The 17218-nt window shown below is 51.6% G+C and carries 8 protein-coding genes; 3 read left to right on the forward strand and 5 right to left on the reverse strand.

The window, feature by feature from the left end:
* Positions 1–911: 911 nt before the first annotated feature.
* The 4 genes from J2Y43_RS14840 to J2Y43_RS14855 form a co-directional block, all read right to left on the reverse strand.
* Positions 912–1283 (reverse strand): hypothetical protein, encoded by a 372-nt coding sequence (locus J2Y43_RS14840; protein ID WP_309983894.1) that lies wholly within the window; start codon positions 1281–1283, stop codon positions 912–914.
* Positions 1284–1289: 6 nt separating this feature from the next.
* A complete protein-coding gene (locus J2Y43_RS14845) occupies positions 1290–1901 on the reverse strand; it encodes a sigma-70 family RNA polymerase sigma factor (RefSeq protein WP_309983896.1) in 612 nt (203 codons plus the stop codon).
* Positions 1902–2084: 183 nt separating this feature from the next.
* Positions 2085–4091 (reverse strand): plastocyanin/azurin family copper-binding protein, encoded by a 2007-nt coding sequence (locus J2Y43_RS14850; RefSeq protein ID WP_309983898.1) that lies wholly within the window; start codon positions 4089–4091, stop codon positions 2085–2087.
* Positions 4092–4116: 25 nt separating this feature from the next.
* Positions 4117–5844, reverse strand: coding sequence for a family 16 glycoside hydrolase (locus J2Y43_RS14855; RefSeq protein WP_309983900.1), 1728 nt, complete (start codon positions 5842–5844; stop codon positions 4117–4119).
* A gap of 633 nt (positions 5845–6477) precedes the next feature.
* Between J2Y43_RS14855 and J2Y43_RS14860 the strand changes: the two genes are divergently transcribed.
* Positions 6478–9795: a SusC/RagA family TonB-linked outer membrane protein gene (locus tag J2Y43_RS14860; protein ID WP_309983903.1), complete on the forward strand. Its 3318-nt coding sequence runs from the start codon at positions 6478–6480 to the stop codon at positions 9793–9795.
* 18 nt (positions 9796–9813) lie between these two features.
* Complete coding sequence (locus J2Y43_RS14865) at positions 9814–11340, forward strand: SusD/RagB family nutrient-binding outer membrane lipoprotein (protein WP_309983905.1); 1527 nt, start codon at positions 9814–9816, stop codon at positions 11338–11340.
* Between the two features lie 146 nt (positions 11341–11486).
* Here J2Y43_RS14865 and polA read toward each other — a convergent pair whose 3' ends face one another.
* On the reverse strand, positions 11487–14390 hold the full coding sequence (gene polA, locus J2Y43_RS14870) for a DNA polymerase I (protein ID WP_309983907.1): 2904 nt from the start codon (positions 14388–14390) through the stop codon (positions 11487–11489).
* A 584-nt stretch (positions 14391–14974) separates the two neighbouring features.
* Between polA and J2Y43_RS14875 the strand changes: the two genes are divergently transcribed.
* A complete protein-coding gene (locus J2Y43_RS14875) occupies positions 14975–17011 on the forward strand; it encodes a S9 family peptidase (protein ID WP_309984273.1) in 2037 nt (678 codons plus the stop codon).
* The last annotated feature ends 207 nt before the right edge of the window (positions 17012–17218 follow it).

A 17218-nucleotide genomic window follows, 5' to 3' on the forward strand; every position in this document is an offset into this window, starting at 1 on the left:
AAATTTTGAAAAGTTATAAAGAGGGAGGAAAGGGAGGAAGGAGGAAAGGGAGAATGGGTTGTATGGTTTAAAAGTATAAAATGTATAATAAGTTTAAAATGCTTAATATGTTTTAAATATGTATTGCCCAGTGTTTCCGAACAGCTCGCGCAAATCTCTTGATTTGTGTGTACTATTTGTAGGCCTCCGGTCGGTCAATAATATGGCGACGTCGCTTGGTATCCTCTGTGGCGTATGGCCCGGCCGGAAGCCCGCGAATAGTTTGCACGAAGTTCACCTCCGTGCCATTGGATAGAAGGAATCGCGTAGCGATGTAATATCGGTAGTATTTGGATATTCAGTGCATTGCAAAATCCCGATAGGGATGAAACGCCAGATAGCGGGTGCCATGTATTGTCGTTACCACACCAGGGCTACCTATATTGAAAGCCTGACGACATTGTTTGTTTAGAGTGATCGAAGCAGAGATGGTGATGGGTAGTCGAGGCCGCAGAGCGGCCTACTGTTTATAGAAGCCGGCAACATCGGCATACCTACTCCGGAGGAGTATCCTTGAACGGCACAGGAGGCTCCTCCGGAGCCAGGGCAATGCTATTATACATTGGCTTTTCTATAAACAGGATGCCCCTCCGGGGCGGATAGCTAGCATAAATCAAGAGACTTATGCTAGTAACTGGCACAAAGTTGGATCTTCGCGGAATTTCATTTGAGATTACCGTATGAGGTGCGCAGGTATCATTTCACGGATATAGAATATTCCATCAAAGACATTGAACCATCGAGCCGCCACCGCACCGTGGCCCCGGGCTTTCATGTTGAAGAATGTATTCTTCATGGAGTCTGCGTTTTCTGCTTTCAGATCGAGAAACCCGTATTTCATCCCGGGATCAAACCATGATTCGAACCCATTTTTAGGCATAGGTATACTGAATGGCGTTTTTTGGTAAATGGTTTGGGAGTAGCCGGTCAATGAGGTAAAACCCAGCACATACGTGCAGGTATTTGATCAGTCGCGATTTGGCGAGGAATGTACTGCCATCCCCATGTGCCTGCTCGCCGAGCATTACTATGCTTGTGTCTCCTATCGCTTTGCCAACGGATTCGAGATCGGCGAACGGTTCATCGAAATTGAGTGAGTGCACCGCCTGGGCATTTTCACGCACGAAACGGCCGACAGTTGTTTGAGCGCGGCAATGTGCCGGAAATAGCATGGCGATAGCTATGGTTAGATAGCCGAGCGGATAGATGGCGTTTTCCCGTTTGCACTCGGATGTAGCGCGCATATTCTCTCAATGAATAATGGATATCAGCAACAACCAAAAAAACTCCGCAGGCGCCCATATCTCCTTGATCTCTTTCAGCGTCCGGTAGAGCAGGTTGGACACGCTCTGGCGGCCGAGGCCCATAATGCTGGCGATGTCTTCGTTGTCGAGGTTTTGGTAGAAACGGAGGTAGATGATCTCCTGCTGGCGTTTAGAGAGGAGGGAAATGATGCGTTTGAGGTGGCCGTTCTGAAAGTGGATATGCTCCGCTTCGATGATGTTCGTTTCGATGGACGGATCCGACGGGTCGGTGTCGAAAATGGCTACTTGCGGCTCGTGGAAGCGTTTGAGGCGTATGCTTTCCTTGATGAGCTTGTGACGGAGTGCTTTGAGCAGGTAGGATTTGACAAATGCGGTTTCAGAGAGAAAATTGCGTCGTTCCCAGAGTTCGAGGTAAAGTTCCTGAATGGAATCGCGGATGAAGTCGGGGTCGGACGAAAACTTGGTCGCATAGTTGTACAGTGCCCGGTAATGCGTTTGGGCGAGCTGCCCGAGCGCCTCCGCGTCGCCGGCTTTAAACCGCTGCCAGAGCCTGATATTCAGCTCGTTGGTATCCGATATGTGTTCTTCCTGATTCAAATCTTTAATGTAACGGCAATGTTGTATTAAATCAATGAATTATACCAATCAAAGCGGCTGCTTGTGGCATTCTCCTTGCGAAATGGCGGTAATTATTCGGTTTCGGAAATATTAGGGGAGTCAAAAGAGGGGCGGCGAAACACCGCCCCTTTGGAAGTCCGCTTGCGCCAGTTGCGTTGCGGATTATTTTACAACTTTCAGTTTCCCCTGCATCAGTGAGTAATGGCCGGGGAAAGTGCAGACGTACTGGTAGGTGCCAGCCTGTTTGGGAGCTGTGAAATAGATCGCTTCCGATTTTTCAGGCTCCACGATATTGGTATGGAAGAGCACGTCATTGGTTTTGGGTACGTAATTCAGTTCTGATCCTTTGAGACCAAGGTTCAAGCCTGCTTCACCCACTGCATTGGCCGCTCCGGGCTTGGTAATGACGAGGTTATGCAGCATATCGTCGTTGTTGTTGAACACAACTTTGATTTTGCTTCCCGCCTTCACCTGGATTTCCGAAATATCGAATTTCAAACCCGGTACCGTACCGATGGTTACCACCTGGTCGGGACCGTCGGTCCAGCTGGCGGGCATTTCGGTAACACGCTTGGCCGATGCCGATGTGCTGGCGGCGGCTTCAGTTGCGGGCATGGTGTGGGCACTGTGGTCCATTGCGGCAGCATTCGCTGCTTTCACGGTGGTGGTGAATTGTGAAGGATTGGCAGTTTGTCCGCTCGCGATCTCGTTCAGCGTGTAATAGGCGGTCGTATGCAGCAGGTTGTTACCATCCGGGGATTTTACACCTTCTGTTTTGATTTCGTGAATGTAGCCTTTGCGCAATGAAGCAGGATCAACCACGAGGCGTACGCGAAGGCCGTCTTCCGACACGATAATGCCTTTGATGGGCACCTCCTCCGTATTGATGATCGGGCTGCCGTAGGTGCGGTGGTAACGGTAGGTGAAGCTGTTCATTTTATACGCATCCTGGTCAGCAGCGGCCTTTTTATCGACAGGGCTGGTGAATGTGATCTCAAAACCGTCGGGCGTAGAGCGTACAGTCTTCATTTCGAACGGCATTTTGCCGGTCCATACGAGTCTTTGGATACCAAATTCTTCCTTACCCGTGGCCGACCACCCGCGGCTCGTCTGGCCTACGAACATCGAGCCGTCGAGGCCCCATTCGAGGCGCAGGATGCCCGACATGAACCCTTCACGGAAGGGGAAAACGGCTCCCTGCCACACGCCATTCACTTTTTCGAGGTCTACACGGGTGATAATGCTATGGCCCTGGTCACCTACGAACATTTGCCCTGCAAACGGCCCGAATGCGCCGTTGGTGATATCTTCTTTGAAATCCGAGGTGGAGATGCCCACCAGGGTGTGCGGGAACCATACAGCCGGTGGTTTCAGGCCGGGGACCTTCTTAGCCACATCGTAAAGCGGTTCGCCAGTGCTCGGTACGTCTTCGGGAGTCAGTTTCACGGGCGATCCTTCTTCCTTACTCCAACGCAAGCCCGCCGGGTTACCCGCAAAATCGCCTTTTTCAAGGTGCGTCATGCGGCCGGAACCTACCCAGTCGCCCTGGTTTTCGGTATAGAAAATATCGCCTTTATACGAGCCGAAGCCGGAAGGGGAGCGCAAACCTGTCGCCCAGGGCGTCAGCTTGCCATCCTGGCCCAGTTTCAGCATCCATCCGCGCCATTTCGACTGGCTCGCACCGCGGCCAACCCAGTCGAGGTTGAGGGTAACGAGCATTTCGCCGTTCGGCATCGGTACCGGGCCGTAGGAATACTGGTGGTAGTTACCTGATAACGGCCACTTCGAGAATGAATCGTAAACGTCCGCTACGCCGTCGTTATCGGTGTCTTCCAGCCGGGTAACCTCGCCGCGCTGCGACACCAGGAAGTCTTTTCCGCGGTAGTACAAGCCGAGCGGCTCATGCAGGCCCGATGCGAAACGGTGGAATGAAGGTTTTCCGTCACCTTTCAGGTACGGGTTGCCGATCATCCAGACTTCGCCGCGGCGGGTAGAAGTAGCCAGGCGGCCGTCGGGCAGTACTTGCATACCACCGATTTCCATTTTGATGTCCTCGGGAATGGGAATGGTGATAATGCGGTAGTAATCGTCGATTTTATTGGGCTTCGACTGCGCAAATGCACTGGTGCAGCCGGCGGTAATCAGGGTAGTTAAAAGAATATTTTTCATCGATACAAATCAGATAATGAGGTTTTTACCAAAACATTGAATAGCTCGTCGCGTTGGAAACGGGAAGGATCAGCTCCTTCATCTCGCCAGCCGGGCGCACTACCGCTTTGGCCTTTTTATCAACCTGTACAAAAAAGCGGTCGTCGATCTGGTAAAGTCCTTTCTCTATTTCGGTGATCTGCTTTCCGCTCGCGAGCAGCGAGTACAGGGTGCCGGTGGGCGTGCCTTCCAGGCGGAATGTACGCGAGAGGCTGTTGCCGCCGGACACCAGTTCATCACTCACGGTAGCCGAGCCGATTGCATAGCGGAACACAGGGTAACCTTTCTGATCGATCTTGTAACCCAGGAAATTGATATTGGAAGAATCGGGCCAGGCTGCATTGGCATTGTCAAGTACCGCCACGCTGCTGCGACCTGAAACGTGAACCTTCAAGCCAGCCGGGAAAAGCAATTGCGGCTCGCCGCGCTCATACCACATTTCGGTTACGTCGGCAAATTGCCCGCGCCATGCTTGTAGCAGCGCGCCACGGTTCAAATCGACGGTGTAGTTCCAGCCATCGGGGCTTCCTACGGAGATACAGTGCGTACGCTTGTTTTTTTCGCCGTCAACCTGAATGAACGAACGTACCATTTCCGGCCGCATTTCGGGCGTTACGCTGATGTATGGCTTAGGTTCGGGCTCGGGTAGGGACGACAGCGCGTGCAGGTCGTAAGGACGCACGCCCGATTTCTCCACGCGCACCCCCAATGCAGGCTGGCGCCACGGGAAGCGCGAGTAGTAGACCTTTAATTTGTGTTTGCCCTGCGTGAGGTTAATAGAGCCCGTGTGCGTTTCCTGCGAAGTGGCTTCGCCCGATGATACCACGTTTTTGCCGTCGATATCGAGCGAAAGGACAGGACCGGAATAAATGGTCGTAAAAATATAGTCTCCGGCCTCGGTTACGTCGATATCGCCTTCGTATACGAGGTGGAATTCACGCATGCCGTTGGTGACTTCCTGTGTTAGCACGGGCGATTGGCCCTGGTGATCGAGCTTGCTATATTCTTTGGCATCCCATTTATCGGCATACACCTTGTAGTTCAGGTTGCTGAGCGACAGTGGTTTGCGGTTAGCAAGGAGTTGGTAACCCACATTACGGAAAGCGATGCTGCCTTTGGTAACTTCGAATGCGATAGGTTGGCCGTCGGTGGCCGCTTTGGAGTTGGGAAGATAAACTGTTTCTAGCACTGTCACGCCGTTTAGTGAAAGCGTGTTCAGGCGGGCGGAGTTAGGAATGTGTTGTACGGATGCATCATACGAGATTTCGAGCGTCTGCCAGAGACCGGCCGATTTAGCTGCGTTCTGGTTTGGGAACTGGCCAATGTAGCCGGATGTCGATGCGTCTGCGGTTTTTTGCTTGCTGCTATCGGAAATCTTGACTTTCTGTCCGCCCGGCAGGATGACATTCCCCTCGGCACCGGGCGAGACATTGAACTCCACGTAGAGCCGCAGGTCGCTTGCTTTCAGTTTGGTAGTGAGCACCGTCCCGGCGTTTCCGATGAGTACGCCGTCACCTGCCAGTGTTTTGGGCTTTGCTGTGCCGGAAGGGTGAATGGAAATGCCACCTTGAATCGACCAGTTGGGGGAGGCGCTTTCAAATGCGCTGAGGTCTTTGAGGGGAAGCGGAGAATAATTTCCCTTCGCTGTCTGGCCCATCACCATCGCCGGACAAGCCAGGAACAGCAGGGAGACTTTCTGAAACAATTGATGCATTGGAATCGATTAAGTGTATTGTTTACAATTAAAAAGCGAAGTTCGGTATTTTTGTTCTATTATATCCGGAAATAGTATGAATTTTTTGAAGGGGTTTGGGGCATAGGAAACGCTTCATCCGGAGGTGCTCAAAAGTTTAACAGCGATGAATATGCACTATCTGGCGTATAGCGACCAGGGTTGTTGCTGGTTCGAGAAGTGACGGTGCGAATTGCGCAATGTGTTCCGATCGAATAGTTCTCTTCAAAGGTTTTTATGTATTATTTCAAAGTACAACATGCCAGCAGCTGTTTCCAAGCCCTATTTCCGTAAAATGCTTAGGAACAGTCGGGTAAGGCGAAGAGCGGTTGCTTTTTTTATAAATGCGATTTTGTAAATTTAAAGGGACACGATGTGGGCGCACGGCGCGGCGCTTGTGTGGAGGGCGTGACAGGAGTGATAATTAGTGAGATTTCCAAGCATTGATCAGTAACCGGTACAGGCTATTTGGGATGTAACCCAAGCCGCTGGATTTGTTGATGTTATGTTAATAAATACTTAACATAACGGATTGTATTTAAGCGGATTTTTGCGTTTTCCAAGGCGGATTTTGCCTCTTGCATTCTTTTCTCACCTATAACAACCTAAGTGCTCATGATCAAAAAATTCTACTTATGCTTCCGGCTGAGTATTTTCAGAAGAAGCGCGTACACCGGGCTTATGCTCTCGGGGCTGCTCTACTGCCACGCAGGCGTCGCCCAGTCGGTGGTTACCGGGCAGGTAACTTCCGACGATGACAAGCTGCCTCTCGCCGGTGTGAGTGTGATCGAAAAAGGGACCAACAACGGTACGGTCACCGATTCGAACGGGAAGTACCAGATCACCGTAAAAAGCAGCAGCGCAGTGCTGACGTTTTCGTTCCTGGGCTATGTTTCGCATGAGCTGACTGTCGGCGGCCGCGCCGTGGCGGATGTGACGCTTTACGCCGATCAAAAGCAGTTGCAGGAAGTAGTTGTAACGGCTTTGGGTATCAAAAAAGACGTCCGTAAGCTCGGTTACGCCGTGCAGGAGCTGAAAGGCGAAAGCATTGTGACGGCACGTGAGACCAACATCGTGAACCAGTTGGCCGGTAAAGTAGCCGGTGTAACAGTCGTGGGGAGCCCTTCGGGTATCGGCGGCTCCGCCCGCGTGACGATCCGGGGTGAGCGGTCTGTGGATTTGAATAAAAACCAGCCGCTGTACGTGATCGACGGGGTGCCTATCAGCAACTCCATCACGGGCGGTTCGGGCCAGGGTAACCTCGAAGTCGATTTCGGGAATGGAGCGAGCTTCATTAATCCCGACGACGTGGAAACGATGAGCGTACTGAAAGGACCAGCGGCCGCGGCGCTCTATGGTTCGCGGGCTGCCAACGGGGTGATCCTCATCACCACCAAATCAGGCAAAGGCAACAAGGGTATCGGCGTGGAAGTAAACAGCAACACTACTTTCGAGCGCGCATTGAAACTGCCTGAGTATCAAAACAAATACGGCCAGGGCAACGGTAACGGAGGCGATTTCGCATTTGTGAACGGAGCCGGTGGCGGTCTTACGGATGGTACCGACGAAGGCTGGGGACCGGAATTCAAAGGCCAGAGCTACCCGCAATACAACTCGCCGCGCACGCTGAACGGCCAGGTAATTCCTTTCCTCGGCGGTGACCTGAATGCGCCTGCCGGAAGCGTGATTACTCCAACTCCCTGGTTACCAGACGTAGACGGATTGAAAAACTTCCTCCGCACCGGTCGTACGCTGACTAACAATATCGCGCTGATCGGGAACAACGACCAGGGCAGCTTCCGCTTGTCGTATACCAATCTCGACCAGACGGGTATCGTACCTAATACGGATCTGAAACGCCATACTGTCTCATTGAGTGCGGGTTACAACCTGACGAAGAAGTTTTCGGCGAAGACATTCGTGAGCTACATCAAAAGCGCAAGCGGCAACCGCCCGTCGATCAGCTACGGTACCGAGAGCATTATGTACCTATTCAACTGCTGGCTGCCGCGCTCGGTGAAGGTTTCGGATATGGAACGTTTATGGATGAACGGGCTGGAAGGCAGGCGCCAGTTTGGATGGAACTACAACTACCACGACAACCCGTACCTGACGGTTTACGAAAACACCAACGGACAGGATGTGAACCGCATTATCGGTAACGTAATCCTGAAATATGATTTCACCGACTGGCTGAGCCTGCAAGTGCGCACCGCCACCGACTGGGGCAACGAGCGCCGCGAATATCGCCGCGCATTCAGTACGCAGCGTTTCCCGTTCGGACAGTACCGCGAGGTGAAAGTGAATACGGAGGAGCGTAACACCGACTTCCTGTTGTCGTTCAACAAAGATATTAACAAGGATTTCAATGTATCAGCGACGTTCGGCGGCAACCAGAACCGCCAGAGCTCGATTTATGACGAGGAGAATGCAGGCCAGCTGAACTTGCCGGGCATTTACAACCTTACCAACTCGCGCATCGCGCTGGTGGCGTCGCAAAGCAAGGTGGGCAAGCGGATCAACAGCTTGTATGGTTCGGCATCGGTGTCATTCCGCAATTACCTGTTCCTCGACATCACAGCGCGTAACGACTGGAGTAGCGCATTGACGCTCCCTACGGCGTTGAAAGCGTTCGGAACCGAAAACAACTCGTATTTCTATCCGTCGGTAGCTTTGAGTGCCGTAGTGAGCGATATGGTGAAGCTTCCGGAAGTGATTTCTTTTGCCAAAGCCCGCGCCAGCTTCGCGCAGGTAGGTAATGATACCGATCCCTTTACATTTACTCAGGCATTCAACCCGAGCACCCCTTTCGGAAGCTCGCAGATTTACGGTGAAACAGATCGTTTGGCCAACCTGAACCTGAAACCGGAGATCAGTACTGCTTATGAAATCGGTGCAGACCTGCGTTTTTTCAAGAATAGGGTCGGTCTGGATTTTACCTACTATCAAAGCAAAACCAAAAACCAGATCCTGCAAATACCACTTTCGCAAACGACGGGCTACAATGGCCGTTTCTTCAATGCGGGCGAGATCAAAAACTGGGGTTTTGAAACAATGTTGAACGTTACTCCGGTCGAAATCAATGATTTCAAATGGAATATCGGCATTAACTTCTCGGCTAACCGCAGCAAAGTGCTCGAATTGTCCGACGGCATTACCAACTTCGTGATGGCGAGTAAGGGCGTGAGCATCGAGGCACGCGTGAACGAGCGCATGGGCGATATGTACGGGATCGCGTTTGCGCGTGTACAAAACACCAGCGCTTCGTTGCCGTATTACGACGCAACCGGCCAGAACGTCGGACAGATCGTTTACAAAGATGGTCGCCCGGTGCCCACTACCAACGTTCAGAAAATGGGTAACTACAATCCCGACTGGCTTGCAGGTATTTCCAATCAGTTCAATTACAAGAATGTGAAATTCAGCTTCTTGTTTGACGTTCGCCACGGAGGTAAGATTTTCTCTGAAACACAAGTAGTTGGCCGTGAAGGCGGTATCATTAAAGAAACGCTCGAAGGCCGTGCAGACGGCTATGACCTGAGCAAACCCGGCAACGGGGTGATCGGCGACGGCGTGGTGCAGAATGCAGATGGTTCTTTCAGCAAAAACGATGTGAAACTGACTGCCCGCGCGTGGCACACTGCCTTCACCGGCGGCCGCAATATTGCCGAAGGGGTGATGTATGACGCCTCGTTCGTGAAATTGCGCGAAGTGCAGCTGGGCTATTCGATCCCGAACCGCCTGCTAGGCAATTCACCGCTCAAAAACATCACGGTTTCATTCGTGGCGCGCAACCTTGCATTGTGGTCGAAAGTACCCCACGTGGATCCCGAAACAATGGCCTACAACGGCGGAACTGCATTGCCGGGTATCGAATACATGTCGATCCCTTCCAGCCGCAGCTATGGTTTCAATGTTAGTTTCAAACTGTAAAATTTCAATTGGAAAACAATGAAAAAGCTTATTCCGATATACATCATGGCAGCGCTGACCTTGTCGGCGGGGGCATGTACCAACGACTTTGAGGAAGTAAATACCAACAACAATGTTCCCAACGACGTCACGCCCGACCTGCTCCTGGCCGGCGTGATCCGGAACATGGTGAACAGCCAGGTGAACGATGCCTGGGGCATCGGGAACATCGTGGTGCAGCACCACGCCAAAATCCAGTTCGTGAACGAGGACCGCTACCTGTGGGGCCAGCAAAACAGCATCTGGGACAACGTGTACGGCAATATGCGCAATGTTAAAAACATCCTCGACCGGGTCGGTACCGACGACGCCAATGCCTACAAGGGCATCGCGCTCATTCTGAAATCGTGGATGTTTGCCCTCGCAACCGATGCTTACGGCGATATTCCTTACACCGAGGCGACCAAAGGCAAGACGGACGGTGTTTATTTGCCCAAATACGACACACAGGAGAGCGTTTATGCCGGAGTGCTGGCCGATCTCAAAGCCGCCAACGATATCCTCGCAAACAGCTCAACGGCGGTTTCAGGCGATATTCTATTCGGAGGTGGTACAGGTTCGCTGATTAAATGGCGGAAACTCGCGAACTCGCTTCGACTGCGCTACCTGATGCGTATCTCAAAGCAGAAGGACGTGAAAGCCGATATGCAGGCGATCCTCGCTGATCCGTCGAAAAACCCGGTATTCGAGGGAATCCAGGACAATGCGGAACTGAAATACCTGGCCGCCGCCCCGAACCAGTGGACGCTCTACGGAGCACGTGTAGGTTCGTTCGACGAGTTTCGGGTGAGCAAGACGCTCAGCGACCGCCTTACCGCATTGAAGGACCCGCGTCTGATGGTTTTCGGTCGCCCGTCGCAATCGTCGGTAACGGCAGGGAAACCGGTGATTGAGGGGGTACCCAATGGCCTCGGAGATGTGCCTGCATTGAACTACAACGGTGGTCCACAGGGCGTTTCGCGCGTGGGGTATACATTCGCATGCCTTGTGTGCAACGATCCCGGCCAGGCGCCGCCGGATCCCGCAGCACCGCGCGGAATCATCATGAACTACTCGGAGTTGCAGTTTATCCTCGCCGAAGCGCGTGAAAAGGGCTGGATTACCACGGGTACCGCGGAGGGTTATTATACCAAAGGCATCCAGAGCAATTTCGATTACTGGAAAAGCGTGGTACCGTCGTCGTACGGCATTAATGTAACACCGGATGCGTCTTATTTCACACAACCTGCTGTGGCTTATACCGGTACGAGCGCAGAGAAACTGGGCAAAATTGCCCTGCAAAAATGGATTGCTTACTATTTCAACGGCCTCGAAGCATGGTTCGACTGGCGCCGCACAGGCATGCCGGAGATCAAACCAGGCCCTGATAACCTGAACCAGAACCGCGTACCGGTGCGCTTCATTTACCCATTGTCGGAACAATCACTGAACGGCGCCAACCGTGAAGAAGCGGTGAAACGCCAGGGTACGGATGATTTGAATACTAGGACTTGGGTGGCGAAATAAGGAGGAAAGGGAGGAAAGGGAGAAAGGGGAGGAAAGGGGGATTTAATCCGCTCTTTCTTCCCCTTCAGAGTTTTTTATGGTTTCTTTTTCTCCATCCTCCCTTTCCTCCATCCTCCCTTTCCTCCTTCCTCCGTTCCTCCCAAAAATCAATGCGCTTCCAGCCAGTTGGCGCCAACTCCAATTCCCGTCTCCATTCTCACGGCCATTGGTATTGCATTGCGCATTAGTTCGTCCACTTTCTCTTTCAGTAAATCGATTTCGCTATAATGCGCGTCGAAGACCAATTCGTCATGCACTTGCAGGATCATGCGGGATTTGAGCTTTTCCTGCGCCATGAAATCGTGGATGTTGATCATCGCAACCTTGATCATATCGGCCGCAGAGCCCTGGATCGGGGCGTTGATCGCGTTTCGTTCGGCATAGCCGCGATTGGTCTGGTTGCGGGAATTGATATCGGGCAGGTACCGGCGGCGGCCGAGGATAGTCTCCACATATTCACGCTCGCGGGCATCGTTCACGACCTTATCCATATAGCCCTTCACGGCCGGGAATTCCTCGAAATAGGCGCGGATGATTTCGCTCGCTTCCCCGCGCGGGATACCCAGGCGCTGCGCGAGACCGAATGCCGAAATGCCGTAAATGATACCGAAATTGACCATTTTGGACTTCCGGCGCATATCCGACGTCACTTCATCCAGCGGCACCGAAAACACCTTGCTGGCGGTGGTAGCGTGAATATCGCGGCCCTGGTTGAAGGCCTCCGTCATACTCGCATCGCCGCTAAACGCCGCCATAATGCGCAGCTCGATCTGCGAATAATCCGCGGAAAGGATCTGGAAGTCGTCCGAATCGGGTACGAATGCCTTGCGGATCTCACGTCCGCGCGGCGTGCGGATCGGGATGTTTTGCAGGTTCGGGTTGGTGGAGCTTAAACGCCCGGTTGCGGCAACTGCCTGGTTGTAAGAGGTGTGAATGCGACCTGTGCGGCTGCTTACCATCGTCGGTAATGCATCCACGTAGGTCGATTTGAGTTTCTGCAACTCGCGGTAATCCAGTATTTTACGGGCAATGAGATGGTTCGCTTCCAGGTCGGAGAGAATCTCTTCGCCTGTGGCGTACTGCCCGGTTTTAGTCTTTTTAGGCTTTTCGATCAGCTTCATTTTCTCGAACAGTATCTCGCCAAGCTGCTTCGGAGAGCTGATATTGAACGACTGGCCCGCGGCTTCGTAAATCTCCGATTCGGTTTGGCGTAGATCGGATTCCAGCACGGCCGACATTTCCCTTAATGCATTGATGTCGAGCCTCACACCGGTATTTTCCATGGAAGCCAGCACCTTCGTGAGCGGCATTTCCACTTCATGGAAAAGCTTCGCCGCATTTACTTTCGGCAGCTCTTTGCTGAAAATCGCGTTGAGCTGGAACGTTATATCTGCGTCTTCTCCCGCGTACTGCGTGATTTCGGGGATCGCCACATCGCGCATATTGCCCTGTTTTCCGCCCTTTTTACCGATCAGTTCGGTGATCGACACCGGTTCGTAGTTGAGGTAGGAAGCGGCCAGGATATCCATTCCGTGGCGCTTATCCGGTTGCAGTAAATAATGCGCGAGCATGGTGTCGCTCAATTTCCCGCGGACATCGATGCCGTAATTTTTCAGTACAAGGAGGTCATACTTGATGTTCTGACCAATTTTTTCAATGTTTTCGTTCTCAAAAACACCGCGGAAATGCTCCACAATTTCCTGTGCTTTGGCCTGGTCGGCCGGTACGGGAATGTAAAAAGCCTCACCGGCAAGGTAGGAGAACGACAGGCCCACGAGCTCGGCATCGGTCGTATCGAGGGAAGTGGTTTCGGTATCGAAGCAAAATGCCTCCTGCAAGCCCAGGTAATGTGCGAGGCTCGTCATGAGCTCGGGCGTATCCACGGTGTGGTACCGGTGGAAAGTATTGTCGATAGTCCTTTTCGACGTCGGAATACGAACTCCCTCGGTGTCTTCGGTGAGCTCGCCGTCGGCCAGATCACTGCTGACGACTGCGGGCTGCTGGCCGATTTCTTCGGTAGGATTGCCGAAAATGTCGAGCTGACCTTTGGAAGCGGCTTTGCGGGCTTGCGTAGCGCCTGTGCGTGCGCCCGGAGTGGGAGCTCCGAGGGATCCGGCAGGAGTTCCGCCCGAACCACCCAGGATGCGGGTTTTCAGCGTTTTGAATTCCAGTTCGTCGAACAGTTCTGCGATGAGCTCTGCATTCGGCGCACAGACGGTCAGGTCTTCGGCGTCGAATGGCACAGGTACTTTGCAGTCGATCGTCGCAAGTTGCTTGCTAAGAATGGCCTTATCGAAGTTCTCGCGTACTTTTTCTCCGAGTTTTCCCTTAATTTCATCGGCGTGTGTGATCAGATTTTCGATCGTATCATACTCCTGGATGAGTTTCTGGGCCGTTTTTTCGCCCACGCCCGGAATGCCCGGGATATTGTCGACGGCGTCGCCCATCAAACCGAGAATATCGATGACCTGGTCGATGCGCTGGATTTGCCAGCGGTCGAGTATTTCCTGAACCCCGAGCACTTCGGCGCCTTTGCCGAGGAATGCGGGCTTGTAAATGTGTATGTATTGTTCGACCAATTGCCCGTAATCCTTATCAGGCGTCATCATGAAAACCTCGAAACCTTCCCGCGACGCTTCCTTGGCAATGGTACCGATGATATCGTCGGCCTCGTACCCGTCCATTTCGAGAATGGGAATGCACATGCCGCGGAGCAGCCGCTTCACGAGCGGGATCGCCACGGTAATATCCTCCGGCTGTGCCTCGCGCTGGGCTTTATATGCCTCGAACTGCACATGGCGGAAGGTAGGCGCGGCGGTATCAAATGCAACGCCGATGTGGGTGGGTTTCTCTTTTTGCAGTACTTCGAGCAGTGTGTTGGTGAAGCCGAAAACGGCGCTGGTATTCAGTCCTTTTGAAGTGATGCGTGGCGCCTTGATGAACGCGAAATGCGCCCTGTAAATCAAGGCCATAGCGTCCAGAAGGAATAGCTTGTGAACGGGTTTTTCCATGAGGTAAGTTTATGATCGAAACTCAAATATAATGCAACTACCGCCACGGAAGGGGTTTGCAGGCGCTTTTTTATGGATTTACAGGAGAAGTACAGAAAGGTAGTTACTAATGGTATTAATTAAATGTTTTATACAATTTAAAAGAATGATACTATTTATTCATCCGCACACCATGCAGGCATATCGAAAGTTTAATACTGTAAGTATTTTCTAAACATATAAAAAGTATCAAAAGATAGACGGTTTAAATTATTACTTTACTTATTAAAAGTATTATTAGGTAAGTATTTAAAATAATTACTTAACATTTTATAAGTACTGTACTATCGTATTTTTAAAAGTATGAAAAGAATTGAAAGATATGTACTTATAAAAAATCTATTCATATTAAAAGTATTATACTAATTAAACTAACCAGGTCATTAATCAAATGTGTAAATAATTGAAAATCAGCCATCCATAACCCAATCCTGCATATGAGGAAAAATTTCTTACTTTTAGCTGTTATCATTTTTTCGTGTAACCAAAACAAACCCGTGAAACAAGCATATCAATGGCCGGGAGCCACACCTCCCGTAGCAACAATGAAAGACCATGAAACCGGAATGCATGGCGACAAGCGAAATGACGAATATTACTGGATGGGCGACTTCTTTCGGGAAGGCCCCGATAGCGACAAAGTCGTGGAATACCTGAAAGCCGAGAATGCCTATACCGACACGATGATGGCGGGTACCGCGAAATTCCAGGAAGCACTGTTCTCGGAAATGAAGGGGCGGATCAAGGAGAAGGACGAGTCGGTGCCGGTGTTCAGCAATGGGTATTGGTACTACACCCGCAGTGAGGAAGGGGAGCAGTATTTTAAATATTGCCGCAAGAAAGGTTCACTCGAAGCCGCGGAAGAGATCCTGCTCGACGTCGATAAAATGGCGGAGGGGCATCCGTATTATTCAGCGGTCGGTTTCAATGTAAGTCCGGATAACAAGCTGCTGGCTTACGGCGTCGACACTGTTTCCAGAAGGCAATACACGCTTTACATTAAGAACCTCGAAACCGGCGAGCATTTTGCCGACAAGATTTACCCTGCCAGTGGCGGCTCGGAATGGGGAAATGATAACAAAACCCTGTTTTACACAGCCACCAATCCCAAAACGCTCCTGAGCGAGAAAATCAAGCGGCACACGCTCGGAACGGATTCGAAAAAGGACGTGGTGGTTTACAATGAGAAGGACAAGAGCAATTATATAGGGGTAGGGAAGACGAAATCGGATAAATACATTGTGATCGCGTCCTCGGCTACCATGTCGTCGGAATACCTGATCCTCGATGCCGACAAGCCGGAAGGCAAGTTCGAAGTGTTCCAGCCGCGGATGAAGGATGTGTTATATGACGTTGATCATCAGGGTGATAAGTTCCTGATCGTGACCAATAAGGATGCACTGAATTTCAGACTAATGGAAACGCCGGTAGGTAAAACGGGTGTCGAAAACTGGAAAGAAGTGATCCCCAACCGCGCGGATGTGCTGCTGGAAGGCATCGATGTTTTCAAGGACCATCTGGTGATTACCGAGCGTAAAAACGGTCTTTTGCAGCTTCGTATCCGCAATATCAATACCAATAAGGAACATTACGTGGATTTCGGCGAGCCCGCCTACACGGCATATGCCGGCTCGAACCCGGAATACAACAGCTCGAACCTGCGTTACATCTACACTTCGCTCACCACGCCGAGCTCGGTGTACGACTACAACATGGAAACGCGCGACAAGGAGCTGAAAAAGCGCCAGGAAGTGGTAGGAGGCTACAATCCGGAGGAATATGTGACGGAACGCTTGTATGCGACGGTACGCGACGGTGTGAAGGTACCTATTTCGGTGGTGTACAAAAAAGGTACGCCAAAAAGCGCCGAAACGCCGCTTTTGCTCTACGCATATGGCTCTTATGGCAACAGCATGGATGCCGCATTCAGCAGCACGCGCCTGAGCCTGCTCAACCGCGGGTTCATATACGCGATCGCACACATACGCGGCGGGCAGGAAATGGGGCGGCAATGGTACGAGGACGGTAAAATGTTCAAGAAAAAGAACACATTCAACGATTTCATCGACTGTGCCGAACACCTGATTAAGGAAAATTACACTTCTAAGGAGCATTTGTTCGCAGAAGGCGGCAGTGCGGGCGGCTTGCTCATGGGGGCGATCAGCAACATGCGTCCCGACCTGTGGCGCGGTATCATTGCCGACGTGCCGTTTGTGGATGTGGTAACGACCATGCTGGACGAGAGCATTCCGTTGACAACCAATGAGTTTGATGAATGGGGTAACCCTAAAAACAAGGACGCCTACGACTATATGAAGTCCTATTCCCCGTATGACAACGTGGAGAAAAAAGCATATCCCAACATGCTCATTACCACTGGCTTGCACGACAGTCAGGTGCAGTATTTCGAGCCTGCCAAATGGGTAGCCCGCCTGCGAACCCATAAAACCGACAACAATGTGCTGCTGCTCAAAACGAATATGGAAGCCGGCCACGGCGGCGCTTCGGGACGCTTCGATTATTTGAAGGAGATCGCCTTGCAGTTCGCGTTTATGTTCGCGTTGGAGGGGATTATGGAGTGAAGGTGTGAATTTTGAATGACCGAATGATTGAATGATTGGATGATTGAATGGGTTTTGAATGGAGGCGGTTGCATGAGGAATGCCGTTAGGCTTGTAATATTGGTAGCAAAAAGCGAGATTGTTTTTTGCGGGAAATGCCATTGGGCATGTAACAACAACGAATGGTTAGCGACGTCGCCAGCATTGTTGTTACATCCCTAACGGGAT

This window comes from Dyadobacter sp. BE31, assembly GCF_031457695.1.
GTDB lineage: Bacteria > Bacteroidota > Bacteroidia > Cytophagales > Spirosomataceae > Dyadobacter.